We start from the raw sequence: 26,435 nt of genomic DNA on the forward strand, positions 1-26,435 counted from the left end.
CGCTAGAGCGTGACCTGCACCGCGCCTGGCTCCACCACCCGGGCCTTGATGATGCGCTGCGAACGCAGATTGCGCACGCGAATCTGCTCGCCGGGCACCCCGTCGGCCATGGCCTCGCCGGGCATCACCACGTTGACCGCGCCGGTTTGCGCGCGGATCACCACCTGGTCGCCCTTGCGCACCGCCGCGGCCTGTTCGAGGAAGACCGGGGCGAGGATCTGGTCGCTGACCGTCGGTCGCTTGAGCTTCTGCCCCACGGCCTGCTGCGGGTCGGTCAGGTAGCCCTGGCTGAGCAGGCCGATGTCGCGCTCCATCAGGCTGATGTCGCCCGGCTCCAGCACGTGGTCGCGCTTGAGCGGCTGGGTGGTCACCACTACCTGGCGGAACAGCTTGACCTGGGCCGGCACGTATACCGACCAGGGCGAGGAGCCTTCGCAGCGCACCAGCACCGAGACGCGCCCCACGGGCTGCGCGGGGCTTTCCAGGGATTGCGTCAGGTCCTTGTCGCAGGCCGCCAGGCGCAGGCGCGGGTCGATGCGCGCCACTTCTATCTCGTAGCGTGCCTCGATGCCGCTGCGTTGCAGATAATCTTCCACCTTGAACTCAAGAAAGCCCTGGGTGGCGCCGATAAGAATCTCGGGCGCGGTGAAGTCGTCGGCCCAGGTCGGACCCGGGGCGAACGCGCCCAGCATGCCGAGCACTCCGCAGAGTGACAGGGCATGGGCTCGGGACCGTCGGAAAAACGTCGTTGGCAGTTTCATGCCACGACTTCAAGCAAGGCTCGTGCCGATTGCCGCCCTGGGCGGCACGGCGGATACGAAGGGGGCGCAATGGCCGGAGTCATGGATTCGGTCAACCAGCGAACGCAGCTGGTTGGGCAGAATCGTCTCGAACTGCTGCTGTTCCGGCTGGATGGCAGCCAGTTGTACGGCATCAACGTGTTCAAGGTGAAGGAGGTACTGCAGTGCCCGCGCCTGACCGTGATGCCCAAGTCCAGTCCGGTGGTGCGCGGGGTGGCGAACATCCGTGGCGGCACCATTCCGATCCTCGACCTGTCGATGGCCACCGGCCGTCGCGGCCTGCGCGAGATCGACAACAGCTTCGTGATCATCACCGAGTACAACACCAAGGTGCAGGGCTTCCTGGTGCATTCGGTGGAACGCATCGTCAACATGAACTGGGAGGAGATCCATCCGCCACCCAAGGGCACCGGCCGCGACCACTACCTGACGGCGGTGACGCGGGTGGACAAGCAACTGGTGGAGATCATCGACGTGGAGAAGATCCTCGCCGAGGTCGCGCCCACCAGCGAGGACATCTCCGAGGGCGTGATCGACGCCGACACCCAGGCCCAGGCGGTGACCAAGCGGGTGCTGGTGGTGGACGACTCCTCGGTGGCGCGCAAGCAACTGATCCGCTGCCTGGAGACCGTGGGCGTGGAAGTGCTCGCGCTCAATGACGGACGCCAGGCGCTGGACTACCTTCAACAGATGCTGGCCGCCGGTGGCAATCCGGGCCAGGAATTGCTGATGGTGATCTCCGACATCGAGATGCCGGAAATGGACGGCTACACCCTGACCGCGGAGATTCGCCACGATCCGCGGCTGCAGGACCTGCACATTCTCCTGCATACTTCGCTGTCCGGGGTGTTCAACCAGGCGATGGTGCGGAAGGTCGGCGCCAACGACTTCCTCGCCAAGTTCCGGCCCGATGATCTGGCGGCGCGTGTCGTCGAGCGCATCAAGGCGGCGGACGCACGCTGAGGAGGGCACTTCGGGGTAGTCTGCAACGGCCGGGGGCGACCCCGGCCGCCTGGCGTCGGGATCGGCGCCCGGCCAACTGGAAAGAGGCGTGATCGGTGACATCGACCAACATGGAATTCGAGCTGTTCCGGGACTTCCTGGAAAAGGCCTGCGGCATCGTCCTGGGTGCCAACAAGCAGTACCTGGTCGCCAGCCGCCTGAACAAGCTGATGGAGCAGCAGGGCATCAGGAGCCTGGGCGAGCTGGTGCAGAAGATCCAGGTCCGCAGCCAGCTGCGCGAGCAGGTGGTGGATGCCATGACCACCAACGAGACCCTCTGGTTTCGCGACACCTACCCCTTCGAGGTGCTGAAGAACCGCATCCTCGCCGAGCTGATCAAGGCCAACCCGGGCCAGCGCCTGCGCATCTGGTCGGCGGCCTGCTCCTCGGGGCAGGAGCCCTATTCGCTGTCGATGACCATCGACGAGTTCGAGAAGACCAACCTCGGCCAGCTCAAGGCCGGCGTGCAGATCGTCGCCACCGACCTCTCCGGTTCCATGCTCAACGCGGCGAAGGCCGGCGAGTACGACAGCCTGGCCATCGGCCGCGGGCTGTCCCAGGAGCGCCTGCAGCGCTACTTCGACACCAAGGGGCCGGGGCGCTGGGCGGTGAAGCCGGCGATCAAGGGCCGCGTCGAGTTCCGCGCGCTGAACCTGCTGGAGAGCTACGCCACCCTCGGCAAGTTCGACCTGATCTTCTGCCGCAACGTGCTCATCTACTTCTCCGCCGAGGTCAAGCGCGACATCCTGCTGCGCATGCACGCGGCGCTCAAGCCCGGCGGCTACCTGTTCCTCGGCGCCTCCGAGGCGCTCAACGGGCTGCCGGAGCATTACCAGATGGTCCAGTGCAACCCGGGGATCATCTACAAGGCCAAGTAGCCGGGCATTATGCCGATCACAGAAGGGCGCCCCTGGGGCGCCCTTCGCCTATCCGCACGAGCCGTTCGCCGTCTTGCCGGCTGTGCCTGGGGGCTTTTCGTAGGATGGATTGAAGGGGCGTTTCGGCGTGTGCGGTGAGTCCAATCGCGGACAAGGTCCTCCTACCGCATGAGCGAGCATGGCTTTCGTAGGATGGTGTTGAGCGAAGCGATACCCATCACCGCAACCGCATGGGTTTCGCCAAGGCTCAACCCATCCTACGAAAAGCGTCTCGGCGCGGCCGGCAAGACAGTTGCTCCTACGCTTCCGGCAAACACCACGCCCCGTAGGATGGGTTGAGCGAAGCGATACCCATCGCCACCACCGCATGGGTTTCGCAGGCTCAACCCATCCTACGGTTCCAGGGAAGCACGGGCGCGTAGGAGCGGACCTTGTCCGCGATTGGACTCACCGCCCACACCGGACGCCCCGGTGGCTCGGGCAGCCCCCTCTCCCGCTTGCGGGAGAGGGCCGGGGTGAGGGTAACCCCTTCGAATGGGCAGAACGCATTGCCGCCGGGCGGTAAGGCCTTGCCGCTTGCCGCGGTTTGCCGCCCTTTGCCGCTCGCGGATCATCGGCAATTCATTGATTAATAAGGACTTAACGTTTTGGCACGCACCTTGCTGAAGTGCTGGCAAGCCCACACCGGCAAACAGGTTCGTGACCATGAGCATCAGCTTCGACTCCGCCCTCGGCATCCACGCACAAGCGCTCAGCTTCCGCTCGCAGCGTGCTGAAGTGCTGGCCAACAACCTGGCCAACGCCGACACCCCCAACTACAAGGCGCGCGACCTGGACTTCGCTTCGGTGCTCGCGGCCCAGGCCGACAAGGCCAAGAGCGGCACCTTCAGCACCGCCGTCACCAACGCCCGGCACATCGAGGCCGACGGCGTGGCCATGGGCGACGACTCGCTGAAATACCGCATCCCGACCAATCCCTCCATCGACCAGAACACCGTCGACGAGCAGGTCGAGCAGGCCAACTACGCGCAGAACGCCGTGCAGTTCCAGGCCAGCTTCACCTTCCTCAACAGCAAGTTCAAAGGCCTGATGGGCGCCCTGCGCGGAGAGTGATAGCCATGTCCCTTGCCAGTGTCTTCAACATCGCCGGTAGCGGCATGAGTGCCCAGACCACCCGTCTGAACACCACCGCCTCGAACATCGCCAACGCCGAGAGCGTGTCCTCGAGCATCGACCAGACCTACCGCGCCCGCCACCCGGTGTTCTCCGCCATGTTCCAGCAGGCGCAGAGCGGCCAGGGCTCGCTGTTCCAGGACACCGACCAGGCCGGCACCGGCGTGCAGGTGCTGGGCGTGGTCGAGGACCAGAGCCCGCTGGTGCCGCGCTACGAGCCGAACCATCCGGCCGCCGACGCCAACGGCTACGTGTACTACCCCAACGTCAACGTGGTGGAGGAGATGGCCGACATGATGTCCGCCAGCCGCTCCTTCCAGAGCAACGCGGAAATGATGAACACCGCCAAGCAGATGATGCAGAAGGTCCTGACCCTGGGTCAGTAAGCGCAGAGGACGCCCCATGAGCATCGACAACACCAGTAGCACTTCGAACTCGATCCTCTCGTCGCTGAACGCCGGGTCGAGTTCCTCGTCTTCCACCTCGGAAACCGGCACCAGTGCGCTGGGCAAGGATTCGTTCCTGCAACTGCTGGTCACCCAACTGAACAACCAGAACCCGCTGGACCCGCAGGACAATACCCAGTTCGTCTCCCAGCTCGCCCAGTTCAGCAGCCTGGAGAGCATGGAGAACCTGGATACCACCCTGGGCAACTTCTATTCCTCGTTCCAGTCGTCCCAGGCGCTGCAGGCCTCGTCCCTGGTCGGCCGCTCGGTGATCGTCAACTCCAGCAAGGTCCAGGTCGACGACCCCAGCGCCGGCGTGCAGGGCTCGCTGGTGATGCCGTCCAACGGCGATGGCGTGACCCTGAAAATCTATGACGACGACGGCGAGCTGGTGCGCACCATCGACATGGGCAGCCAGAAGAGCGGCAACATCGACTTCACCTGGGACGGCAAGGACGACAGCGGCGAGCAGGTGGCCTCCGGCACCTACACCATCAAGGCCACGGCCTCGCTGGACGGCACCAGCACCGCCCTGACCACCTACCTGCCGGCCACGGTCAACAGCGTCACGCTGGGCCAGAGCGGCGGGGAAATGACCCTCAATCTCGCTGGCATCGGCAGTGTCTCCGCCTCCAGCATTCAGACCATCGGAAAATAACGCCGTCCTTCGGCACGGGAGCTGACCATGTCTTTCAATACCGCCCTGAGTGGTTTGAACGCCGCTAGCACGGACCTGAACGTGACCGGCAACAACATCGCCAACGTCGGGACCACCGGCTTCAAGTCCTCGCGCACCGAGTTCGCCGACCTGTACGCCGCTTCGATGCTCGGCACCGGGCGCAATGCCGTGGGCAGCGGCGTGATCACCCAGTCGGTCTCGCAGCAGTTTACCCAGGGCAACCTGACCTCCACCGGCCGCAGCCTGGACCTGGCCATCAGCGGCAACGGCTTCTTCATGGTCAGCGACAACGGCAGCCGCCTGTACACCCGCAACGGCTCCTTCAACACCGATGCCAACGGCTACATCGTCGACGGCTCCGGCAACCGCCTGCAGGGCTATGGCGTCAACGGCAACGGCTCGGTCGTCAACGGCGTGATCACCGACCTGAAGGTGGACACCGCCAACCAGCCGCCGAGCCCGACCTCGAAGATCACCTCGACGCTGAGCCTGAACTCGGCGGCCACCACGCCGACCAACGCCACCTTCGACCCGGCCGATTCCGACAGCTACAACTGGTCGACCTCGGTGGACATCTACGACTCCCAGGGCAACTCGCACACCATGACGAACTACTTCGTCAAGGACAGCAGCAACAACTGGACCATGCACACCCTGGTGGATGGCCGCTCGCCGACCGACCCGACCAGCACCACGCCGCTGACCAGCCAGCTGAGCTTCAACAGCGCCGGCCAGCTGACCGGCGTCACCTCCACCGGCATGACCGTCAATGCGGACAAGACCATGACCCTCACCGGCTGGGTGCCGGCGGCGATCACCGATTCCACCACCGACCCGGTGACCTGGGGCGCCAACGGCGCGGCCGGGGCCACCGGCGGCATCAGCCTCGACCTGACCAAGACCACCCAGACCAACGCCGCCTTCGCGGTCACCGCGGTCACCCAGGACGGCTACGCCACCGGCCAGATGTCCGGCCTGTCGGTGGACGTGGACGGGCAGATGTACGCCACCTACACCAACGGCCAGTCCAAGGTGATCGGCCAACTGGTGCTGGCCAACTTCGCCAACACCCAGGGCCTGACCCCGGTCGGCAGCACCGCCTGGAAACAGTCGCTGGCCTCGGGCGAGGCGGTGATCGGCACGCCGACCTCCGGCACCCTGGGCTCGGTGGGTTCCGGCTCGCTGGAGGAGTCCAACGTCGACCTCACCGCGCAGCTGGTCAACCTGATAGTCGCGCAGCGCAACTACCAGGCCAACGCCAAGACCGTGCAGACCGAAAGCACCATCTCCGACACCATCATCAACCTGCGTTGATGGCGGCAAAGCGCTCTTGCCGCAGGCGGCAGCCCCTCGCCGCCTGACGGCCCCTCAGGCTCCTTCGGGAGCCTTTTCTTTTTCATTCGTCCTTTCGAATCAGCGGCTTGCGCTGATTTTTCAATTCTGGCACAGCCCTTGCTGAGACACCTCCAGCACCGCCGGGAATCCGACCCGGCACTGGAGGAATGCCTTGGACAGAATGCTGTATGTCGCCATGAGCGGCGCGAGCCAGAACACGCAGGCCATGCAGGCTCACGCCAACAACCTGGCGAACATTTCCACGACCGGTTTCCGTCGCGACTTCGAGCAGGCGCGGGCGATGCCGGTCTTCGGCGACAGCTTTCCGGCGCGCGTGTTCGCCATGAGCGAGCGCCCGGCCACCGACTTCACCGCCGGCGCCCTGCAGGAAACCGGGCGTGACCTGGACGTCGCCGCCAAGGGCGACGCCTGGATCGCCGTGCAGGCTCCGGACGGCGGCGAAGCCTACGTGCGCACCGGCAGCCTGGAAATCGACGCCCTCGGCCAGCTGCGCACCGGCGACGGTTTGCCGGTGCTCGGCAATGGCGGGCCGATCGCCATTCCGCCGGAAGAGAAGATCGAGATCGGCGAGGACGGCACCATCACCGTCCGCGGCCAGGGCAACAATCCCAACGCGCTGGCCACCGTCGACCGCATCAAGCTGGTCACCCCGGACCCGAAGCAGCTGGAGAAGGGCACCGACGGCATGATCCGCATGAAGCAGGGCCAGCCGGCGCCGCAGCCCGACGCCAACGCCACCGTGCAGTCCGGTTTCCTCGAGGCGAGCAACGTCAACGCGGTGGAAGAGATGACCTCGATCCTGGCGCTGTCCCGCCAGTTCGAGCTGCACGTGAAGATGATGCGTACCGCCGAGGACGATTCCCAGGCCATGGCGCGGGTTTTGCAATTTAGCTAATCACCAGATCGAGGCGTCATGAATCCGACGCCCGAGGAGAAGACATATGCTTCCGGCACTGTGGGTCAGCAAGACCGGCCTGTCCGCCCAGGACATGAACCTGACCACCATTTCCAACAACCTGGCGAACGTCTCGACCACCGGCTTCAAGCGCGACCGCGCCGAGTTCCAGGACCTGCTGTACCAGATCAAGCGCCAGCCCGGCGCCCAGTCGACCCAGGACAGCCAGCTGCCCTCGGGCCTGCAGCTGGGTACCGGCGTGCGCATCGTCGGCACCCAGAAGAACTTCACCGCCGGCAGCCTGCAGACCACCGACAACCCGCTGGACATGGCGGTCAACGGCCGCGGCTTCTTCCAGGTGCTGACCCCGGACGGCACCGTCGCCTACACCCGCGACGGCAGCTTCCACCTGAACTCCGACGGTCAGATCGTCACCTCCAACGGCAACGCCCTGGAGCCGGCCATCGTGGTCCCGGCGGAAACCCAGACCTTCACCGTCGGCAACGACGGCACCGTCTCGGTGACCGTGGCCGGCAACTCGCAGCCGCAGATCATCGGCAACATCCAGACCGCCGACTTCATCAACCCGGCGGGCCTGCAGGCGACCGGCAACAACCTGTTCCTGGAAACCGCCGCCAGCGGCGCGCCGCAGGTCGGCACCCCGGGCCTGAACGGCCTCGGCACCGTGCAGCAGAACACCCTGGAGAACTCCAACGTCAGCGTGGTGGAGGAGATGGTCAACATGATCACCACCCAGCGCGCCTACGAGATGAACTCCAAGGTGATCTCCACCGCCGACCAGATGCTGTCCTTCGTCACCCAGAACCTTTGATGCATGACGCGGGCCCCGCGGCTCGCCAGTTAGTGGCTCTCCCCGAGAGGTAGTTGCAATGAACCGTTCCCATCTTCTCCCGCTGCTGGCGCTCGCCGCGCTGGCCGGTTGCGTCAGTCCTCCGCCGAAGCCGGACGACCCATACTACGCGCCGGTCATGCCACGCACGCCCATGCCCGCGGCGCAGAACAACGGTTCCATCTACCAGGCCGGGTTCGAAAACAACCTCTACGGCGACCGCAAGGCCTTCCGCATCGGTGACATCATCACCATCACCCTCAACGAGAAGACCCAGGCGAGCAAGAAGGCCAACTCGGACATCTCCAAGGACAGCAGCAACAAGATGGGGCTGACCTCGCTGTTCGGCAGCAAGGCCACCACCAACAACCCCTTCGGCAGCGGCGACCTGAGCCTCAGCGCCGAGTACAGCGGCAACCGCGAGACCAAGGGCGACAGCGCGGCGGGGCAGAGCAACAGCCTGACCGGCTCGATCACCGTGACCGTGGCCGAAGTCATGCCCAACGGCATCCTCGCCGTGCGCGGCGAGAAGTGGATGACGCTGAACACCGGCAACGAACTGGTGCGCATCGCCGGGCTGATCCGCGCCGACGATATCGCCACCGACAACACCGTGTCCTCGACCCGCGTGGCGGATGCGCGCATCACCTACTCGGGCACCGGCGCCTTCGCCGACGCCAGCCAGCCGGGTTGGCTGGACCGCTTCTTCCTCAGCCCGCTGTGGCCGTTCTGAGCAGGTGACCTGAGATGTCGATGTTCTCCCGCCTGCTCTTAGTACTCGGCCTGTCCTGCCTGACGCTCGCCGCCCACGCCGAGCGCCTGAAGGACATCGCCAGCATCCAGGGCGTGCGCAGCAACCAGCTGATCGGCTACGGCCTGGTGGTCGGCCTCAACGGCTCCGGCGACCAGACCACGCAGACGCCCTTCACCCTGCAGACCTTCAACAACATGCTGGCGCAGTTCGGCATCAAGGTGCCGGCCGGCAGCGGCAACGTGCAGCTGAAGAACGTCGCCGCGGTGTCGGTGCACGCCGACCTGCCGGCGTTCGCCAAGCCGGGCCAGACCATCGACGTGACCATCTCCTCCATCGGCAACGCCAAGAGCCTGCGCGGCGGCAGCCTGCTGATGACCCAGCTCAAGGGCATCGACGGCCAGACCTACGCCATCGCCCAGGGCAACCTGGTGGTGGGCGGCTTCGACGCCGAGGGTCGCGACGGCTCGAAGATCACCGTCAACGTGCCGTCGGCCGGGCGCATTCCCTCCGGCGCCACCGTCGAACGCGCGGTGCCGAGCGGCTTCGACCAGGGCAACAGCCTGACGCTGAACCTCAACCGCCCGGACTTCACCACCGCCAAGCACATCGTCGACCGCATCAACGACATGCTCGGCCCGGGCGTGGCCCAGGCCATCGACGGCGGCTCGGTGCGCGTCAGCGCGCCGCTGGACCCGAACCAGCGGGTGGACTACATGTCGGTGCTGGAGAACCTGGAGATCCAGTCCGGCGAGGCGGTGGCCAAGGTCATCATCAACTCGCGCACCGGCACCATCGTCATCGGCCAGAACGTGCGCGTATCGCCGGCCGCCGTGACCCACGGCAGCCTCACCGTGACCATCACCGAGGACCCGATCGTCAGCCAGCCCGGCCCCTTCTCCAACGGCGAGACCGCGGTGGTGCCGCGCTCGCGGGTGAACGCCGAGCAGGAAGCCAAGCCGATGTTCAAGTTCGGCCCCGGCACCACCCTGGACGAGATCGTCCGCGCGGTGAATCAGGTGGGCGCGGCGCCCAGCGACCTGATGGCCATTCTCGAAGCCCTCAAGCAGGCCGGCGCGTTGCAGGCCGAGCTGATCGTCATCTGAGGACGCCGCCATGGACGCACGACTGCTCAACTCCGGCGCCAGCGCCAGCGACAGCCAGGCCTACACCGACCTCAACCGCTTGAGCCAGCTGAAGAGCGGCGACCGCAACAGCCAGGGCAACATCCGCAAGGTGGCCCAGGAGTTCGAGTCGCTGTTCCTCAACGAGATGCTCAAGTCGATGCGCTCGGCCAACGAGGTGTTCGCCAAGGACAACCCGCTCAACAGCGAGACCGCCAAGCAGTACCAGGACATGTACGACCACCAGCTGTCGGTGTCCCTGGCGCGCGAGGGGCACGGCATCGGCCTGGCCGACGTGCTGGTCAAGCAGATGGAGAAGATGCAGGGCGTGCGCCACACCGGCGACAACCCCTTCGCCCAGGTGCAGGCGCAATCCGATACCCAGGCCACCGAGGCGGTGGCGGGGCAGGACCGGCAGCGGGCGAAGAGCCTGTGGTCCGCCAGCGGCAAGCCGCTGACGCAGCCCGAGCCCGGCCGCGACGACCGCCAGGCGCTGAACGCGCGGCGCCTGGCCCTGCCGGGCACGCTGGCCAAGCGCATCGCCGCCGGCATAGTGCCGGACGCCAATGCCGCCAGCGCCAGCCAGCCGACGCAGCTGGCCAGCAGCGACTGGCGCAACGGCAGGGGCTACGCCCGCCAGGACGATACCGCCGGCAGCGCCGCCGTCGCCGATACCTCGGCGATCTCGACCAGGCCGGGCAAGTCCATGTTCGCCTCGGCCGACGACTTCGTCGCCACCATGCTGCCCATGGCCGAACGCGCGGCCAAGCGCATCGGCGTCGACCCGCGCTACCTGGTGGCCCAGGCCGCGCTGGAAACCGGCTGGGGCAAGAAGATGATCGCCCAGCGCGACGGCAGCAGCAGCCACAACCTGTTCGGCATCAAGAGCGGTTCGAGCTGGAGGGGCGACTCGGCGCGCGCGCTCACCAGCGAGTACGAAAACGGCAAGCAGGTGAAGGAAGTGGCCTCGTTCCGTGCCTACAACTCTTTCGAGCAGAGCTTCCAGGACTACGTCAGCTTCCTGCAGAACAACGACCGCTACCAGGGCGCCCTGGACTCCGCCGCGCGCCCCGAGCAGTTCATGAAGGAACTGCAGCGCGCCGGTTATGCCACCGACCCGCAATACGCGCGCAAGGTCTCGCAGATCGCCAGGCAGGTGCAGGTCTACCAGACCGTGGCCATGGCCGACGCCCCGACCCGTACGCTTTGAAGAATGGAACGCTCTAAGGAAAGCCCATGAGCCTGTTATCCATAGGACTGTCCGGCCTCAACGCCTCGCAAACGGCGCTGAGCACCACCGGCAACAACATCACCAACGTCGACACCGCCGGCTATACCCGCCAGCAGTCGATGCAGGTCAGCTCGGCCGCGCAGTTCTCCGGGCGCTACTACGTGGGCACCGGCACCACGGTGCAGGACGTGCGCCGGATGTACAGCGAGTTCCTGGCCAACCAGCTGCGCGGCGCGACCGCGGTGAACAGCGATGCGCAGACCTACCTGAGCCAGGTCAACCAGGTCGACTCGCTGCTGTCGGACAGCACCACCGGCCTGTCCTCGGTGATGCAGAACTTCTTCGCCTCGCTGCAGACCGCGGCCGGCACCCCGACCGACTCCGCCTCGCGGCAACTGGTGCTGACCCAGGCGAAGAACCTGGCGCAACGCTTCAATTCCATCTCCACCCAGCTGGGCACCCAGAACAGCTACGTCAACACCCAGATGAGCAGCCTGGCCGGGCAGGTCAGCGACCTGGCCAAGACCATCGCCCAGTACAACCAGGCGATCACCGCCGCCGAGTCCGCCGGCGCCAGCGCCAACGACCTGCAGGACAAGCGCGACCAGGCGGTGGTGCAACTGTCGGACATGATCGGCGTCAGCGTGGTCAAGCAGGGCAGCAGCTACAACCTCTACCTGGGCTCCGGCCAGCCGCTGGTGGTGGGCAGCAACGCCTCGACGCTGACCGCCGCGCCCAGCGCCAGCAACCCGTCGCAGTACAGCCTGTCGCTGAACTCCAGCTCCAGCGGCGTGACCGTGGACGTCACCTCGGTGGTCACCGGCGGCCAGATGGGCGGCCTGCTGCGCTACCGCAGCGAGGTGCTGAACACCACCCAGAACGAACTGGGGCGCATGGCCATCGTCCTCGCCGACACCTTCAACAGCCAGTTGGCCCAGGGCCTGGACCTCAACGGCAACTTCGGCGCCGCGCTGTTCAAGGACATCAACGACGCCAGCGTGATCGGCAACCGCAGCCTGGCCAACGGCCTCAACAGCGGCACCGGCAACCTCAACGTCAGCATCGACGACAGCAGCGCGCTGACCACCAGCGACTACGAGGTGACCTTCACCTCGGCCACCGGCTACACCGTCAGGCGCCTGTCCGATGGCGAGGTGATGGGCAGCGGCGACCTCACCGACGATCCGCCCAAGGAATTCGACGGCTTCAGCCTCAGCCAGCAGAGCGTCGGCACCATCCAGGCCGGCGACCGCTTCACGGTGATCCCCACGCGCACCGCCGCGGCGGACATCTCCGTGGCCATGACCGACGCCAACCGCCTGGCGCTGGCCTCGCCACTGGTCTCCACCACCACCACCGGCAACATCGGCAGCGGCACCATCAGCGGCACCAGCCTGACCACCGAGCTCGACGCCAGCAACAGCGCCGACCTGGCGGCGGCGATCAAGGCCGGCATGCCGGTCAAGCTGGTGTTCGACGCCGCTGCCGGCGACGGCACCCAGGGCTACACGATCTACGATTCCGCCGGCAACTCGCTGGGCACCGGCAGCATAGTGCCGGGGCAGAGCAACGACATCAGCGTCACTGTGCCCGGCACGCCGTCGTTCAGCTTCCAGACCAGTATCGGCGGCTACCCCGGCAGCGGCGACAGCTTCACCGTCGCCTTCAATTCCGATGGCGACGCCGACAACGGCAACGCGCAGAAGCTCATCGACCTGCAGAGCGCCAAGACCGTGGGCAGCGGCACCGGCAGTGGCAGCGGCATGAGCCTGACCGGCGCCTACAGCAGCCTGACCGAGACCGTCGGCGCCCAGGCCAACCAGGCCAAGCTGGACGCCACCGCCACCGACGCGGTGCTGACCCAGGCGCAGAACACCCGCGACTCGCTGTCGGCGGTCAACCTCGACGAGGAAGCGGCCAACCTGGTGAAGTTCCAGCAGTACTACACGGCCTCCGCGCAGATCATCAAGACCGCGCAGACGCTCTTCGACACCCTGATCAACAACATCTGAGGCGGCCGTGATGCGTATTTCCACCCCGCAGATCTTCAGCTCCAACATCGACAACTACAACCGCGGCTACGCCAGCCTGGCCAAGACCCAGGAGCAGATCTCCAGCGGTGTGCGCATCCAGACCCCCGCCGACGACCCCGTCGGCGCCGCGCGCCTGCTGCAACTGCAACAGCAGCAGGCGCTGCTGACGCAATACAGCAGCAACATGACCACCGCGCAGAACGCCCTGAACCAGGAAGAGAGCGTGCTGTCCTCGATCACCAACGTGCTGCAGCAGGCCCGCGAGGTCGCGGTACGCGCCGGCGACGGCTCCCTCACCGACGACGACCGCAAGGCCCTGGCCGACCAGCTCGGGCAGATCCAGCAGCAGCTGCTGACGCTGATGAACAGCAAGGACGCCAGCGGCAACTACCTGTTCTCCGGCAGCAAGAGCACGGTGCAGCCGTTCATCCAGAACGCCGACGGCACCTACAGCTACCAGGGCGACCAGAGCTCGCTGAACCTGCAGATCGCCGATAACCTGCTGCTGCCGACCAGCGACAATGGCTGGAGCATCTTCGAGATGGCGGCCAACGCCAGCCGCACCACCAGTTCGCTGAGCAGCAACCCGAACAGCGACGGCGTGCAGCGGGCGTTCCTCTCCCAAGGCACGGTGACCAGCGACAGCACCTACAACGCCAGCTTCCGCGATGGCGCGCCCTACACCCTGAACGTGCTCAGCGGCACCCAGTACCAGATCCTCGACAAGGACGGTAACGACGTCACCAGCGAGGCCAACACCAACGGCACCTACGACGCCACCTCCGCGGACAGCAACGCCATCAGCTTCCGCGGCGCGCAGTTCCAGCTCGATGTCTCCTTACCCAGCAGCGACGACGCCAGCGACATGGACAGCCTGGTCGGCGGCTACAGCTTCAGCTTCGGCATGGCCCCCGACGACATCTCGATCAAGCGCAGCGCCACCAACACCTCGGGCGCGCAGATCACCAGCGGCACGGTCAGCAACCAGACCGCCTACGCCACCCAGTTCCCGGCCAACGGCGTGCAGCTGAAGTTCACCAGCGCCACCGACTACGAGGTCTACGCGCTGCCGGCTGCCCAGGGCGCCACGCCGATCTCCAGCGGGACCCTCGGCGGCACCTTCCCGCAGACCATCAGCGTGGCCGGCGTCGACCTCTCGATCAGCGCCTCGCCGGCCGCCGGCGACCAGTTCAGCGTCACCGCCAGCTCGCCGGAGCGGCAGAACATCCTCAACACCATCGGCGACCTGCGCACCGCGCTGAGCGCCTCCACCGCCGACGATCCCCAGGCCCAGCTGAACATCCGCAACATGGTGGCCTCGGCGCTGACCAACATCGACAACGGCATGAACCAGGTGATGAACGTGCAGTCGTCGGTGGGCTCGCGGCTGAACACCATCGATGTGCTCAGCCAGGAAAACCAGAGCCTGAGCCTGACCAACAGCACCACCCAGTCGTCGATCCGCGACACCGACATGGCCGAGGCCACCTCCAAGCTGGTGCTGCAGCAGACCATGCTCGAAGCGGCCCAGGCGGCGTTTGCCCGAGTCAGCCAGTTGAGTCTGTTCAACAAGCTCTGAGCCTACTCGATCGCCGTGCGTCTTCCGTGGGAGGGCGCGTGGCGTTTCCTGCGGCGGCAATCCCTTGCCGCTGCCTCCCGCCTTCTCCTGTCAGTGCTTCAAGCCTTCCCCAATCCCTCATACGCCGCGTCCCGCGCACCTTCGCCGAAGATGGCATTCAATTTGCTGAGGTCCTCTCGGGGCGGTTCTTTCAGTCAGCGAATTGACGCCCCGTCCACTGGCTGGACTCCTACGGGGGTCCAACCGCCAGTGCTTTTGGAACCTTCGCCAGACCTTGCCGTAGCGGCAGGCGGGGAGAGATGCAGCATGTCGAACACGATCATTCCCTCTGGAGCCCCGGCCAGGTCCGGTATTGGCCAGGAGCCTTCGAACCGCCTCCGCATGAATGATGGATACGAGGGGAAGCTCGACTTCCCCCTGTCGTATTCCCGTCGCTGCGTCTGCCCGATATCGGTCGGCAGGGAGTAGTCATGACCAAGATCATCCCGGTCACCCGGCCCCTGCTGCCGCCCCTCGAAGAATTCCTGCCCTACCTGGAACGGGTCTGGGCCAGCGGCATCCTCACCAATGGCGGTGACATGCACCGTGCGCTGGAGAAGGCGCTGTGCGAGTACCTGGGCGTCGAGCACATCGCCCTGTTCGCCAACGGCACCCTGGCGCTGGTCACCGCCCTGCAGGCATTGCGCGTCACCGGGGAAGTGATCACCACGCCTTACTCCTTCGTCGCCACCGGCCATTCGCTGCTGTGGAACGGCATCCGTCCGGTGTTCGTCGACATCGACCCGCAGACGTTCGGCCTGGACCCGGCGAAGATCGAGGCGGCGATCACCCCGCAGACCACCGCGATCATGCCGGTGCACTGCTACGGCAACCCCAGCGACGTCGAGGCCATCCAGGCCATCGCCGACAACTACAACCTGCGGGTGATCTACGACGCGGCCCATGCCTTCTCGGTGCGCGACGCCGGCGGCAGCATCCTGCGCCATGGCGACCTAAGCGTGCTCAGCTTCCACGCCACCAAGGTGTTCAACACCTTCGAGGGCGGGGCGATCATCTGCCCCGACGAGAAGACCTACCGGCGCATCGGTCACCTGAAGAACTTTGGCTTCGTCAACGAAACCACGGTGGTGGCCCCCGGTATCAACGGCAAGATGAGCGAGATCAACGCTGCCTTCGGCCTGTTGCAGCTGCAGCACATCGACCGCGCGCTGGCGCGGCGCAAGGAAATCGACGGCCTCTACCGCGAGCGCCTGGCCGGCTTGCCGGGGCTGAGCTTCATCGAATTCCGCCCCGGCTGCGTGCCCAACCACGCCTATTTCCCGGTGCTGATCGACGAGGATTTCGCCCTGGAGCGCGACCGGCTGTACGAACTGCTGCGCGATCAGGGCATCGTGGTGCGCCGCTATTTCTATCCGCTGATCAGCGACTTCCCGATGTACCGCGGGTTGCCGTCGGCCGAGCCGAGCAACCTGCCGGTCGCCCGCCAGGTGGCGAGCCGCGTCCTGTGCCTGCCGATCTACCCGGACCTGGCCGACGAGGATGTCGAGCGCATCTGCGACCTGGTCGTCAGCGCAGGAGTCCAGGCGTGATTCTCGCGGTCATGCAACCCTATTTCTTCCCCTACCTGGGCTACTACCAGTTGGCGGGGAGCGTGGATCACTTCGTCTTCCTGGACGATGTGGCATTCATCCGCCGGGGGTTCATCCACCGCAACAACATCCTGCTCGACGGCCAGCCGTTCCGCTTCACGCTGCCGGTGGCAGGGGCCAGCCAGAACATGCGGATCGACCAGCACCGTTTCGTCGGTGAGCACGACAAGTTCCTTCAGGTGCTGCGTCATGCCTACCGGCAGGCTCCCTTCTTCGACGAGGTTTTCGCCCTGGTCGAGTCCATTTGCAGGATGCCCGAGCAAAACGTCGCCAACGTCTGCGCCGCGTCCATCCAGGCGGTGTTCGCCTATCTCGGCAGGCCGTTTTCGGCTTCCTTCGCTTCGCAGAAGCCCAGCGCGCTTCGGGGGCAGGAGCGCATTCTGGAGCTTTGCCGGCTCTTTGACGCCGACACCTACCACAACGCCAGCGGTGGCCGTTCGCTGTACAGCGCCGCCGCGTTCCGGGAACAGCACGTGCAACTGCGTTTCGTGCACGGCTGCTTTCCTGCCTACCAGCAACAGAAAGTGGAGAACTTCATGCCAGGCCTGTCGATGATCGATGTGCTGATGCACAACCCGCCTCAGGCCGTCGAGCGGATGCTGTCGATGGGCGAGTTGGAGGATGCAGCATGACCACCAGCGCAATCGAATCCCCGGTCATCGCCGTAGTGCTCGCTGGAGGGCGTGGCCTGCGCTTCGGCAGCGAGGTGCCCAAGCAGTTCGTCAAGCTGGCTGGGCGCATGGTCATCGAGCATACCGTCGAAGTCTTCGAGCACTCGCCGGCAGTGGAGCAGATAGTGCTGGTGGTGCCCGGCGGCTACGAAAGCGTGCTGTGGGAGGCGGTCACCCGCAACGGCTGGCGCAAGGTGGCGAAGATCGTCGCCGGTGGCCGCGACCGTGCCGACTCCACCGCTTCGGCCATCGCCGCCCTGGACGGGCAGCCGGAACAGGCGCGGATTCTCATTCACGATGCGGCTCGCCCGCTGCTGGACCAGCCGACCATCGTTCGCTGCCTCGATGCGCTGGAGCGATACGAGGCCGTGGACGTGGTGGTGCCTGCCAGCGATACCATCGTCGAGGTGGCAGAAGAGGGGCACATTCGCGACATTCCCGACCGCAGCCGGCTGCGCCGTGGGCAGACGCCGCAAGGGTTCCGGCTGGGCATCCTGCGTGAAGCCTATCGGCTCGCCCTGCGGCATGGACTGGAGGGCGTGACCTGCGATTGCGGCGTACTGCGCCGGGAGATGCCCGAGGTGACCATCGCCACCGTTGCGGGCTCGCCGTCCAATCTGAAGATCACCGACGGGGTGGACCTGTATATCGCCGAAAAGCTGATCCAGATCCGCAGCACCGAGGCTGCGCAGGACGACGGCCTGCAAGGGCTGCTGCGTGACCGCGTGGTGGTGGTGATCGGCGCAAGCTACGGCATCGGCGCTTCGGTGGCCGAGCTGGCCAGGGCCCATGGCGCTCGCGTCCATGGCGCCAGCCGTGGCGACGGCAACATCGATATCTCCCGGCGCAGCGACGTGGAACGCTTCCTGGCCGAAGTGGCACAGCGTGAAGGGCGGATAGACGCGGTGGTCAATACCGCCGGCATGCTGTTGCACAAGCCATTGACGCTGCTGAGCGAGTCCGAGGTCGAGCAACTCATCGCCACCAACCTCACCGGCACCATCCACCTGGCCCAGGCCGCCCATGGGTATCTGCGAGAAAGCCGCGGCTGCCTGGTGAATTTCGCCTCCAGCTCCTACACCCGGGGCCGCGCATTCTACGCCGCCTACAGCGCCACCAAGGCTGGGGTGGTCAACCTCACCCAGGCATTGGCCGAGGAGTGGGCGAGCGAAGGAATCCGCGTGGTCTGCATCAACCCCGAACGGACCCGCACGCCGATGCGCACGCGCAACTTCGGTGCCGAGCCGGTCGAGAGCCTGCTGGACCCTTCGGCGGTGGCGCTCGCTACCCTGCAGGCGCTGGGCTCGACCCTGACAGGCATGGTGTTCGATGTCCGCCGTCATGCTTGATCGGGCCACGGTGGCCGGCGTGCCCCTGGAGCAGATCCAGCAGCGGGCCTTCGCCGTGCTGTGCGCGCTGGTCGATTTCTTCCGGGCCCATGCAATCGACTACTACCTGGTCGGTGGCACGCTGCTGGGCGCCGTGCGCCATGGCGGTTTCATTCCCTGGGATGACGACATCGACATCGTCGTGCCGCGCAAGGATTACCGCCGTCTGCTCGGGTTGCTGGATCGATTGCCGTCGACGTTGCGGGCGATCCATCCGTCCATCGATGCCCATACGCCTTATCCGTTCCTGGTGGTGACCGATCGCCATTCGCGTTGGGTGGTGGACTACGCACGCCCGTTCGACCGGGGCATCGGGGTGGATGTCTTCCCGTTGGACGGCGTTCCGCCTCCCGGCCTGCGTCGCCGTCTATTGCACAAGTCCATCGCGCTGCTGCGCTCGATGACCATGAACAAACAGAAGGGCTTCTACCCACGCCCCGTTGCGCCGGGCCAGCGTTGGCGTTTTGCGCTGGTGGCGCTGGCTGCGAGCCTGGTGCCCCGCGCCCTGCTTTTCGCCATGTATGACCGGCTGGTGTCTTCGTTGCCTGCCTCCAGCGATGGACTGGTGGGAAATCTGTACGGGCTGTATGGCGAGCGCGAAGTTGTGCCTGCGCAAGTGTTCGGCAGCGGCAAGCCGCTTGCCTTCCGGGGAAAGAATTTCCGCGCCCCGGCCCAGGCCGAAACCTATCTCACCCATGTATACGGCGACTTCCGGCAACTGCCGCCGCCGGAACGGCGTAATTCCGGCCATCGCATCCGCGCGGTATCGCTGGACTGAATACAGCAGCGACGTGGCCCAAGGCCGCGTCGCCAACATCGGGAGTTGAATCATGCTGCACAAGATTGGGGTACCGCTGGCGAGCTATGTCTACAACGCTTCGCTGCGCTACCTGAAAGTACACAATTCATATTCGGTGAATGTCCTGCCGGAGGCCGCCCGTTCGCCGGTGTTCCTCTTGCACAGCGGCGCTGCGCTCAATGCCGGTGGCGTCGATCATGTGCGCCCGTGGATTCCCGCGTTCAAGGCGGCGGGCATCGAATTCATGGTCGTGGCTCGGCTGATGGATACCTACGAGACGTTGCTGCGCGAGTACCCCGATGTGCCCGTCAGCCTGGTCAGTACACCGGCCGACGTGGATACGCTGTTGCATGCCTTCCCTTCGCTGCGTGGTTTCTTCTACGTGGCCAACACCGCCAATAACAACCTGTTCCTGCGTTGCTCGGGTGGGCATCACGTTTTCCTGGGGCATGGCGACAGTGACAAGAGTTCGAGCATGAACCGCGCGTTCAAGGCCTACGACGAGATCTACGTGGCCGGCCAGGCGCACATCGATCGCTTCGCCAATGCCGAATTCGATACGACCGGCTTGTCGTTCCGTATCATCGGTCGTCCTGACAATCAGCATGTTCTCGCGCAGGCCGAGGCGCCCTCGGGGCGGGCCGCACGCCTGGTCTATGTCCCCACGTGGGAAGGCTACTGTGGCGAGCAGGACTATTCTTCGCTATCCATTGCCCGGGAGCTTCTTGCCTGCGCACACCGCGTTTCCGGCTTGCCCGTGGTCGGCAAGCTCCATCCCCTGACCGGTTCGGAGAAGTCGAAGTACCAGACCATCGACACCGAGCTGTCGCACAGCATCGGCTTGCCGGCCTCCGCGCTGTCGTTCGTCGATCGCCGTAGCAAGCTCACCGAGTTGCTCGCGCCGGACGCCATCTTCGTCTGCGATATTTCCGCCGCCGTTTCCGAGTGCCTTGCGCTGGGCCGCCCGATATTCGTCTACGTACCGGCGGATCGCGATATCCGAGTGATCAGCGGGCGGATGGGATACGCCGATTACACCTATACCTTCAGCAATGCGGAAGAGTTCGCCGCCAAGCTGCAAGCGGTGCTCGACGGGAATGATCCGCTTGCCGCTGCCCGGCGCGAGGCTCTTGAGTACTTCGTTTCACCCGGTGCCACTCGCGCTGGCGTATTCGAGGAGGCCTTGCGCGAGCTTGCCTCCGGGACCTCCCGGGTCGACGCGCAAGAGACGGCGCCAGGCCGCCCGATTGTTGCCGAATGGCCCAAGGGGGGATGCCGCACTTGTGGTTCCGGCGCGTTGGCCGTGCGCACCGTCACCTGTACCGTGCCGAAGATGCAGGGCGCGACCTTCGACTTCACCTTCTGCCGTGACTGCGGTTTCGTCAGCAATCCTGACAATCTCTATGACTATGCCGAAGAGGGATTCGTCGCGGACAACAGTCCGGAGGACGGAACCCGCGCGGGTGATGGCGTAACTCCGCGTCGGGAATACCGCATTGCCGAGATGGCCGCCGATATCGTTGAGCGGTGCGTTCCCGGACGCGGGCACGAACTCCTGATTTTTGGCGCCGGGGCCTCGCGCGACCACCAGCTCATCGGCGCGCAGCTTCCTTTCGAGCGGGTGGCACTGGCCGACATCGACAATTACCAGAACGTCGAGGACTTCGTTCCGATCGATTCGCAAGAGCAGTTCGACGTGGTGATCGCGTCGGAAGTCATCGAGCACTTCACCGATCTGGAGAACGACTTCCGCCGCCTCTTCTCCAAGGTCCGGCAGAACGGCCTGGTCATCGCCGGCACCAATATCCACAACCAGAAGCTGATACGTGGGCTGACCTATCCGTTCAGCCCGGGCCACGTCTCCTATCACTCCGGTCGTTCCCTGGCCGTAGTGGCGCGTCGCTTCGGTCTGAAGGTGGACTTCCGTACCCCGGCCATCGCCCTGAACGACGGCGGGCCACGGAAGCGCTACGTGTTCTTCTACCGCGATCCGGCTATCGGCGAGTGCATTTCCCAATACTTCGCCGACCACCACCTGGCGCCGTCGGAATGAGCAAGGTCCGGGTACTGGTGTTTCCCTGCGGCACCGAAGTGGGGTTGGAGATCGCCCGTGCCCTGGAGCATTCGCTGCACGTCGAACTGCACGGTGCTTCCAGCCGCGTCGACCATGGCGAGCAGGCCTATATCCGGCACGCACACCTGCCCAACATTGCCGATGCGGCCTTCGATGAGTGCTTCGCGCACTTGCTGGCGCAGTGGAGCATCGACCTGGTGTTCGCCACCCACGACAGCGTGCAGGACTACCTGGCGCCCCGTGTCGAAGGCCTTGGCGTGCAACTAGTCAACGGTGACGCTCGAACGGCGTGCATCGCCCGGCGAAAATCGTTGACCTATGAATTGCTGGGCGATACGCCGTGGGTTCCGCGTCGATATGCCGATGCCTCGGCCGTGGAGGCCTGGCCCGTGGTGGTGAAGCCCGACCAGGGGCAGGGCGGGCAGGGAGTGACCCTGGTCGCCGATGCCGATGAGCTGGCCGTGGCGCTGGCTGTCGTGCAGCAACCGCTGGTCTGCGAATACCTGCCGGGCGACGAGCTGACCGTGGATTGCTTCACCAGTCATCGTGGCCAACTGCTGCACGTCGGGGCACGTTCCCGCGAGCGTGTGGTGGGCGGCATCGCCATGCGCTCGGGGCCTCGGCCCACCGATACGCAACTGAACGACATCGCCACCACGCTCAACGCCCGGCTCGCCCTGCGTGGGCCCTGGTTCTTCCAGGTTCGCCGGGACCGCCAGGGCGACTGGAAGCTGCTGGAGTTCAGCAGTCGCTTGTCCACCGGCTCGGTCGTGGCGCGCGCCCTTGGTGTCAACCTGCCATTGCTGGCGGTGCAGGACTACCTCGGGCGAGACTTGCTGCTGTTGCCGGAGCCGCGCCTGCAACTGGTCGAGCGCCGCCTGGAGAACAAGGCGGTGCTCGATTACGACTTCGATACCTGCTACCTGGACCTGGACGACACCCTGGTGTGCGCCGGCCGCGCCAACCCACAGGCGATGCGCCTTGCCTACCGGCTGCTGCAACTGGACAAGCGGCTGGTGCTGCTCACGCGCCATGCCGGTGATCTGACGGCCACCCTGGAGGCCGCGCATATCCCGTTGACGATGTTCGAACGGATCGTCCATCTGCGTGAAGGCGAACCCAAGTCCGACCATGTGCGCGCGCCGGCGATCTTCATCGACAACCATTTTCCCGAACGTCTGGACGTGTCCCGACGCCATGGCATTCCCGTATTCGATGTGGATGCGATGGATCTGCTGTTCTGACGAGTTCAATCCGCAAGTCGTGGGCATGGTGCCCGCGGATTGCCTGAAGCCAAGTTGAGGTGTGATGGTGAACCAACCCAACGATATCAACCCGCTGGTCAGCGTCGTAATGCCGGCCTATAAGGCGGCCTACCTCAAGGAGGCCCTGCAGAGCCTGCAGGATCAGACCTATCGCCCCCTGGAACTGGTGATCTGCGATGACTGCCGGACGGACGAAGTCCGGGCGGTCGTGGACGAGTACCGCGGCATTCTCGATTTCCCCGTGCACTACTCGTACAACGAGACGCGCCTGCACGAATCGAAGAACCTGGCCAAGTGCGTCAGCCTGGCCAGCGGCGAATACCTGAAGTTCCTGTATGACGACGACGTCTTGCATCCGGAGTGCGTCGAACGCATGGTCGACGCTATGCGCGAGCGGCCAGGGATTGAACTGGTCAGTTCGCGGCGGCGGCGCATCGACGATCAGGGGCGTCAACTGCCGGACATCCTGGCCACCGCATTGCCGTTTGTGGAGGATGCGCTGGTCGATGGTATCGGCCTGACGTCGTTCCTGGCCGAACACACGGTCAACTTCATCGGCGAGCCCAGCACCGTGCTGTGCCGCCGGGAGGCGGTGGCTGCGTTCGGCGACCAGGTCATGGCGCTCAATGGCGTACCCATCCGCTGGGTGGGCGACCTGGCGCTCTATGTCAAGCTGCTGCAGAAGGGGGACCTGGCGTTCCTCTCCGCCCCCCTGGTGGACTTCCGCGTCTCCCGCGAGCAGTTCAGCCAGCTCGGCCGCGACAAGCCGGGCATCGGCGACAAGGGCCACCAGGACTTCCGCCAGGCCGTGCGGGACCTGGGCTGGTACATCGAGGGCGGCGACCAGTTGGTCGGTGTTTCGCCGTTGCATCGAGAACAGGTCCCCGAACGCGTCGACCTGCTTGCCGCCCTGCGCCAGGCCCATGCCCTGAGCGAGATGACCGAGCGCTTCGACGAGTGGTTGGCGGCGCGCAAGCCGAGCCCGATCCAGAAGCGCCTGATCGACGAGCACCTGCGGGCCAATGGCCTGGGCGTGCACGTGGAAGTGCTGCTGCCGGCGGGCGAGGATGCCGCGGCGCTGCAGGCGACGCTCGACAGCCTGGCGGTGGCCGCCCAACTCTACCCGAATGTCAGTGTGACGTTGCTGGGTGCCCAGGCGCAGGCTGTGGACAGCGGGCTTCGCCTGCGTCATCAGCCGGTGGGAAACGATGGCATGGCCTGCGCAATCAACGAGGCGCTGCGCAGCAGCACCGCCGACTGGGCGGTGCTGGCCGGTGCCGGTGATCTCTTCACCGCATCCGGGCTGATGGTCGCCGGCCTCGAACTGATGGGGGCGGGCGGTTGCCGCGCCGTGTCCACCGACCTGGTGCTGCGTGGCGAAGATGGCCGCGAAGGGCCGGCCATGCGTCCGGATTTCAACCTCGACCTGCTGATCAGCTTCCCCACCTCCCTGGCGCATCACTGCCTGTTCAACCGCGAGGCCATCCTCCAGATAGGCGGTTTCGACGGGGAGTATCCCCAGGCGCTGGAGCTGGATCTGCTGCTGCGCCTGGTGGAGCAGGGCGGCCTCGATGGCCTGGCGCACCTGTCCGAGCCGCTGCTGTCGACCGCCGCGCCGAGCCTGCAGGCCAACCCCGACGAGGAGCGCACCCTGCAGCGCCATCTCGCCGCGCGTGGCTACGGGCAGGCGCGGGTGCAGAGCCATCTGCCGGGGCGCTACCACATCGACTACGGCCATGCGGCGCAGCCGCCGGTGTCCATCCTCATCGTCCTGCGCGACCAGCTCGCGGCCGTGCAGCGCTGCGTGATGAGCCTGCTCGAACACACGGCCTACCCCAACTACGAAATACTGCTGGTGGACAACGCCAGCGAGAACCCGGCCACCCGCCAGTGGTTGGAGGGCGTCGAGCAGATGGCCGCCGAGCGCGTCCGCGTGCTGCGCTCGGGCGAGCCGCTGGCCGATGCGCACCTGAAGAACCTGGCTGCCGCCCACGCGCGTGGCGACTACCTCTTGTTGTTGCGTCCGGAGACCGCTGTCTTCCAGGGCGAGTGGCTGGGCGAGCTGGTCAACCAGGCGCAGCGTCCGGAGGTCGGCGTCGTCGGCGCGCGGACCATCGACGGTGACGGACGCATCACCCATGCCGGGCTGGTGTTGGGCCTGCGCGGCGTCGCCGGGCACGCCTTCATCGGCGAGGACATGAACGCCACCGGCTACATGAACCGCCTGCAGGTGGCGCAGAACTACAGCGCGGTCTCCGATGGCTGCCTGATGATCCGCAAGGCGCTGTTCGACGAGCTGGGTGGCCTGGACGAGGGCGACTTCGCCGAACGGGGTGCCGATGTCGATCTCTGCCTGCGCGCCGGCGAGGCCGGTTACCTGGTGTCGTGGACGCCCCATGCGACCTTGCTGCACAGCCTGGTTCCGGAAGCCGAGCCGGTGGAGCTGCAGGATGCCTTTTACGCCCGCTGGCTGCCGCGCCTGGCCCGCGATCCGGCGTACAACCCGAACTTCTCCCTGGTCCGTGCCCGCGGCGGCTTCGTCCTCACCGACACCCAGCTGACCTTCCGGCCCCTGGCCTGGCAGCCATTGCCGACAGTGCTGGCGCATTTCGCCGACACCTTCGGATGCGGGCACTACCGGGTCATCCAGCCCTTCCTCGCGCAGCGCGAGCAGGGCCTGATCGAAGGCGTAGTGACCCACGGCCTGCTGCATGTCGCCGACCTGGAGCGCTTCTCTCCGGACGTGGTGCTGCTGCAGCGCCAGATCGGCGACGAGCGCCTGGACGCCATGCGCCGCATGAAGGCCTTCTCCCGTGCCTTCAAGGTCTACGAGCTCGACGACTACCTGCCGAACCTGCCGTTGAAGAACCAGCACCGCGAGCACATGCCCAAGGACATCCTTCGCTCCCTGCGCCGCGGCCTGGGTTACGTCGACCGCTTCGTGGTTTCCACCGAGGCGTTGGCCGAGGCCTTCTCCGACCTGCATCCGGATATCCGCGTCGCCTACAACCGCCTGGCTCCCGGCTGGTGGGGCGGCCTGCAGCCGAGCCAGCGGCGGCGTTCGGCGAAGCCGCGGGTGGGCTGGGCAGGCGGGGTCAGCCACACCGGCGACCTCGAACTGATCGCCGACGTGGTCAAGGAACTGGCCAACGAAGTCGAATGGGTCTTCTTCGGCATGTGCCCGGAAAGGATCCGTCCCTATGTGCACGAGTTCCATCCGGGCCTGCCGATACAGCAATACCCGGCCAAGCTCGCGAGCCTGGATCTCGACCTGGCCCTGGCGCCGCTGGAGGACAACCTGTTCAACCAGTGCAAGAGCAACCTGCGCCTGCTGGAATACGGCGCTTGTGGCTTCCCGGTGGTGTGCAGCGACAACCGTGCCTATGCCGGAGACCTGCCGGCGACCCGGGTGAAGAACCGCTTCCGCGACTGGGTGGAGGCGATCCGCATGCACCTGGCCGACCTCGACGCCACGGCACGAATGGGCGACGAGCTGCGTGACAGGGTGCGCGCCGAATGGATGCTGCAGGGCGACAACCTGCAGACCTGGCACCGCGCCTGGCAACCGGACTGAGTTCCCGGGTACCGCTGCCCGAATGCTGAAAGCCCCGCCAAGCGGGGCTTTCAGCACTTTCCTAGGGCAGGGGGCAAGAGGGGCTTGAAAAAAAATCGAAAATCGCCCTAAAGCAAAATCCGCCACGGACGATAACCCTAACGAAGGTTCTCCAGGCCATACCGGGCGGCACTAGCCAAGGGCCAGGGACCAACTGAAAGCAGTCGCCTATCCACGAG

At 65.7% G+C, this 26,435-nt stretch carries 21 protein-coding genes; 20 read left to right on the forward strand and 1 reads right to left on the reverse strand.

Going from position 1 to position 26,435, the window contains the following annotated elements; translation table 11 throughout:
- Window positions 1–2 precede the first annotated feature (2 nt).
- Complete coding sequence (gene flgA / locus PcP3B5_RS07855; protein ID WP_145923859.1) at window positions 3–692, reverse strand: flagellar basal body P-ring formation chaperone FlgA; 690 nt, start codon at window positions 690–692, stop codon at window positions 3–5.
- Between the two features lie 138 nt (window positions 693–830).
- Here flgA and PcP3B5_RS07860 point away from each other — a divergent pair, with 138 nt between their 5' ends.
- The 20 genes from PcP3B5_RS07860 to PcP3B5_RS07955 all read left to right on the forward strand — a co-directional run bounded on the left by PcP3B5_RS07860 (window position 831) and on the right by PcP3B5_RS07955 (window position 26,217).
- A complete protein-coding gene (locus tag PcP3B5_RS07860) occupies window positions 831–1,763 on the forward strand; it encodes a chemotaxis protein CheV (RefSeq protein WP_009620824.1) in 933 nt (310 codons plus the stop codon).
- A 110-nt stretch (window positions 1,764–1,873) separates the two neighbouring features.
- The gene (gene cheR, locus PcP3B5_RS07865) at window positions 1,874–2,680 is read left to right on the forward strand and encodes a protein-glutamate O-methyltransferase CheR (protein ID WP_232244795.1); all 807 of its coding nucleotides are present in this window, start codon (window positions 1,874–1,876) and stop codon (window positions 2,678–2,680) included.
- A gap of 705 nt (window positions 2,681–3,385) precedes the next feature.
- Window positions 3,386–3,793, forward strand: coding sequence for a flagellar basal body rod protein FlgB (flgB, locus tag PcP3B5_RS07870; protein WP_009620829.1), 408 nt, complete (start codon window positions 3,386–3,388; stop codon window positions 3,791–3,793).
- 5 nt (window positions 3,794–3,798) lie between these two features.
- On the forward strand, window positions 3,799–4,239 hold the full coding sequence (flgC, locus tag PcP3B5_RS07875; protein WP_009620831.1) for a flagellar basal body rod protein FlgC: 441 nt from the start codon (window positions 3,799–3,801) through the stop codon (window positions 4,237–4,239).
- A 16-nt stretch (window positions 4,240–4,255) separates the two neighbouring features.
- A complete protein-coding gene (gene flgD / locus PcP3B5_RS07880) occupies window positions 4,256–4,957 on the forward strand; it encodes a flagellar hook assembly protein FlgD (protein ID WP_043267665.1) in 702 nt (233 codons plus the stop codon).
- A 27-nt stretch (window positions 4,958–4,984) separates the two neighbouring features.
- Window positions 4,985–6,292: a flagellar hook protein FlgE gene (flgE, locus tag PcP3B5_RS07885; RefSeq protein ID WP_061560964.1), complete on the forward strand. Its 1,308-nt coding sequence runs from the start codon at window positions 4,985–4,987 to the stop codon at window positions 6,290–6,292.
- A 193-nt stretch (window positions 6,293–6,485) separates the two neighbouring features.
- A complete protein-coding gene (gene flgF / locus PcP3B5_RS07890) occupies window positions 6,486–7,229 on the forward strand; it encodes a flagellar basal-body rod protein FlgF (RefSeq protein ID WP_009620836.1) in 744 nt (247 codons plus the stop codon).
- A gap of 46 nt (window positions 7,230–7,275) precedes the next feature.
- Complete coding sequence (gene flgG / locus PcP3B5_RS07895; protein ID WP_009620838.1) at window positions 7,276–8,061, forward strand: flagellar basal-body rod protein FlgG; 786 nt, start codon at window positions 7,276–7,278, stop codon at window positions 8,059–8,061.
- A 58-nt stretch (window positions 8,062–8,119) separates the two neighbouring features.
- Window positions 8,120–8,812: a flagellar basal body L-ring protein FlgH gene (gene flgH / locus PcP3B5_RS07900; RefSeq protein ID WP_009620840.1), complete on the forward strand. Its 693-nt coding sequence runs from the start codon at window positions 8,120–8,122 to the stop codon at window positions 8,810–8,812.
- Between the two features lie 14 nt (window positions 8,813–8,826).
- Entirely contained in the window at window positions 8,827–9,936 is a 1,110-nt protein-coding gene (locus tag PcP3B5_RS07905) for a flagellar basal body P-ring protein FlgI (protein ID WP_009620845.1), read from the forward strand.
- Between the two features lie 10 nt (window positions 9,937–9,946).
- On the forward strand, window positions 9,947–11,164 hold the full coding sequence (gene flgJ / locus PcP3B5_RS07910; RefSeq protein WP_061560965.1) for a flagellar assembly peptidoglycan hydrolase FlgJ: 1,218 nt from the start codon (window positions 9,947–9,949) through the stop codon (window positions 11,162–11,164).
- A gap of 26 nt (window positions 11,165–11,190) precedes the next feature.
- Window positions 11,191–13,197: a flagellar hook-associated protein FlgK gene (gene flgK, locus PcP3B5_RS07915; protein WP_061560966.1), complete on the forward strand. Its 2,007-nt coding sequence runs from the start codon at window positions 11,191–11,193 to the stop codon at window positions 13,195–13,197.
- 10 nt (window positions 13,198–13,207) lie between these two features.
- Window positions 13,208–14,797 (forward strand): flagellar hook-associated protein 3, encoded by a 1,590-nt coding sequence (locus PcP3B5_RS07920; RefSeq protein ID WP_043267657.1) that lies wholly within the window; start codon window positions 13,208–13,210, stop codon window positions 14,795–14,797.
- A gap of 470 nt (window positions 14,798–15,267) precedes the next feature.
- Entirely contained in the window at window positions 15,268–16,386 is a 1,119-nt protein-coding gene (locus PcP3B5_RS07925) for a DegT/DnrJ/EryC1/StrS family aminotransferase (protein ID WP_061560967.1), read from the forward strand.
- Window positions 16,383–17,078 carry a WbqC family protein gene (locus PcP3B5_RS07930; protein ID WP_009620855.1) on the forward strand — a complete coding sequence of 232 codons (696 nt, stop codon included), beginning with the start codon at window positions 16,383–16,385 and terminating at the stop codon, window positions 17,076–17,078. The genes PcP3B5_RS07925 and PcP3B5_RS07930 overlap by 4 nt, the downstream gene beginning before the upstream one ends.
- A complete protein-coding gene (locus PcP3B5_RS07935; protein ID WP_058072086.1) occupies window positions 17,075–18,466 on the forward strand; it encodes a bifunctional cytidylyltransferase/SDR family oxidoreductase in 1,392 nt (463 codons plus the stop codon). Before PcP3B5_RS07930 ends, PcP3B5_RS07935 begins: the two co-directional genes overlap by 4 nt.
- A complete protein-coding gene (locus tag PcP3B5_RS07940; RefSeq protein ID WP_061560968.1) occupies window positions 18,447–19,283 on the forward strand; it encodes a LicD family protein in 837 nt (278 codons plus the stop codon). Before PcP3B5_RS07935 ends, PcP3B5_RS07940 begins: the two co-directional genes overlap by 20 nt.
- A gap of 52 nt (window positions 19,284–19,335) precedes the next feature.
- Window positions 19,336–21,357 carry a methyltransferase domain-containing protein gene (locus PcP3B5_RS07945; protein ID WP_061560969.1) on the forward strand — a complete coding sequence of 674 codons (2,022 nt, stop codon included), beginning with the start codon at window positions 19,336–19,338 and terminating at the stop codon, window positions 21,355–21,357.
- Window positions 21,354–22,622 (forward strand): ATP-grasp domain-containing protein, encoded by a 1,269-nt coding sequence (locus PcP3B5_RS07950; RefSeq protein ID WP_058072082.1) that lies wholly within the window; start codon window positions 21,354–21,356, stop codon window positions 22,620–22,622. The genes PcP3B5_RS07945 and PcP3B5_RS07950 overlap by 4 nt, the downstream gene beginning before the upstream one ends.
- Window positions 22,623–22,686: 64 nt before the next feature.
- Entirely contained in the window at window positions 22,687–26,217 is a 3,531-nt protein-coding gene (locus tag PcP3B5_RS07955; protein WP_061560970.1) for a glycosyltransferase, read from the forward strand.
- Window positions 26,218–26,435 lie beyond the last annotated feature (218 nt).

Source organism: Pseudomonas citronellolis, assembly GCF_001586155.1.
GTDB classification, from domain to species: Bacteria; Pseudomonadota; Gammaproteobacteria; order Pseudomonadales; family Pseudomonadaceae; genus Pseudomonas; species Pseudomonas citronellolis.

Bases quoted from the DNA above. Each gene is read 5' to 3' on its own strand.
- PcP3B5_RS07935 (WP_058072086.1), top strand. From the start codon at position 17,075: ATGACCACCAGCGCAATCGAATCCCCGGTCATCGCCGTAGTGCTCGCT.
- flgG (WP_009620838.1), top strand. From the start codon at position 7,276: ATGCTTCCGGCACTGTGGGTCAGCAAGACCGGCCTGTCCGCCCAGGAC.
- flgB (WP_009620829.1), top strand. From the start codon at position 3,386: ATGAGCATCAGCTTCGACTCCGCCCTCGGCATCCACGCACAAGCGCTC.
- flgE (WP_061560964.1), top strand. From the start codon at position 4,985: ATGTCTTTCAATACCGCCCTGAGTGGTTTGAACGCCGCTAGCACGGAC.
- PcP3B5_RS07860 (WP_009620824.1), top strand. From the start codon at position 831: ATGGCCGGAGTCATGGATTCGGTCAACCAGCGAACGCAGCTGGTTGGG.
- flgC (WP_009620831.1), top strand. From the start codon at position 3,799: ATGTCCCTTGCCAGTGTCTTCAACATCGCCGGTAGCGGCATGAGTGCC.
- flgD (WP_043267665.1), top strand. From the start codon at position 4,256: ATGAGCATCGACAACACCAGTAGCACTTCGAACTCGATCCTCTCGTCG.
- PcP3B5_RS07925 (WP_061560967.1), top strand. From the start codon at position 15,268: ATGACCAAGATCATCCCGGTCACCCGGCCCCTGCTGCCGCCCCTCGAA.
- flgA (WP_145923859.1), bottom strand. From the start codon at position 692: ATGCTGGGCGCGTTCGCCCCGGGTCCGACCTGGGCCGACGACTTCACC.
- PcP3B5_RS07950 (WP_058072082.1), top strand. From the start codon at position 21,354: ATGAGCAAGGTCCGGGTACTGGTGTTTCCCTGCGGCACCGAAGTGGGG.
- flgH (WP_009620840.1), top strand. From the start codon at position 8,120: ATGAACCGTTCCCATCTTCTCCCGCTGCTGGCGCTCGCCGCGCTGGCC.
- PcP3B5_RS07945 (WP_061560969.1), top strand. From the start codon at position 19,336: ATGCTGCACAAGATTGGGGTACCGCTGGCGAGCTATGTCTACAACGCT.
- PcP3B5_RS07920 (WP_043267657.1), top strand. From the start codon at position 13,208: ATGCGTATTTCCACCCCGCAGATCTTCAGCTCCAACATCGACAACTAC.
- flgJ (WP_061560965.1), top strand. From the start codon at position 9,947: ATGGACGCACGACTGCTCAACTCCGGCGCCAGCGCCAGCGACAGCCAG.
- PcP3B5_RS07940 (WP_061560968.1), top strand. From the start codon at position 18,447: ATGTCCGCCGTCATGCTTGATCGGGCCACGGTGGCCGGCGTGCCCCTG.
- PcP3B5_RS07905 (WP_009620845.1), top strand. From the start codon at position 8,827: ATGTCGATGTTCTCCCGCCTGCTCTTAGTACTCGGCCTGTCCTGCCTG.
- PcP3B5_RS07955 (WP_061560970.1), top strand. From the start codon at position 22,687: ATGGTGAACCAACCCAACGATATCAACCCGCTGGTCAGCGTCGTAATG.
- cheR (WP_232244795.1), top strand. From the start codon at position 1,874: ATGGAATTCGAGCTGTTCCGGGACTTCCTGGAAAAGGCCTGCGGCATC.
- flgK (WP_061560966.1), top strand. From the start codon at position 11,191: ATGAGCCTGTTATCCATAGGACTGTCCGGCCTCAACGCCTCGCAAACG.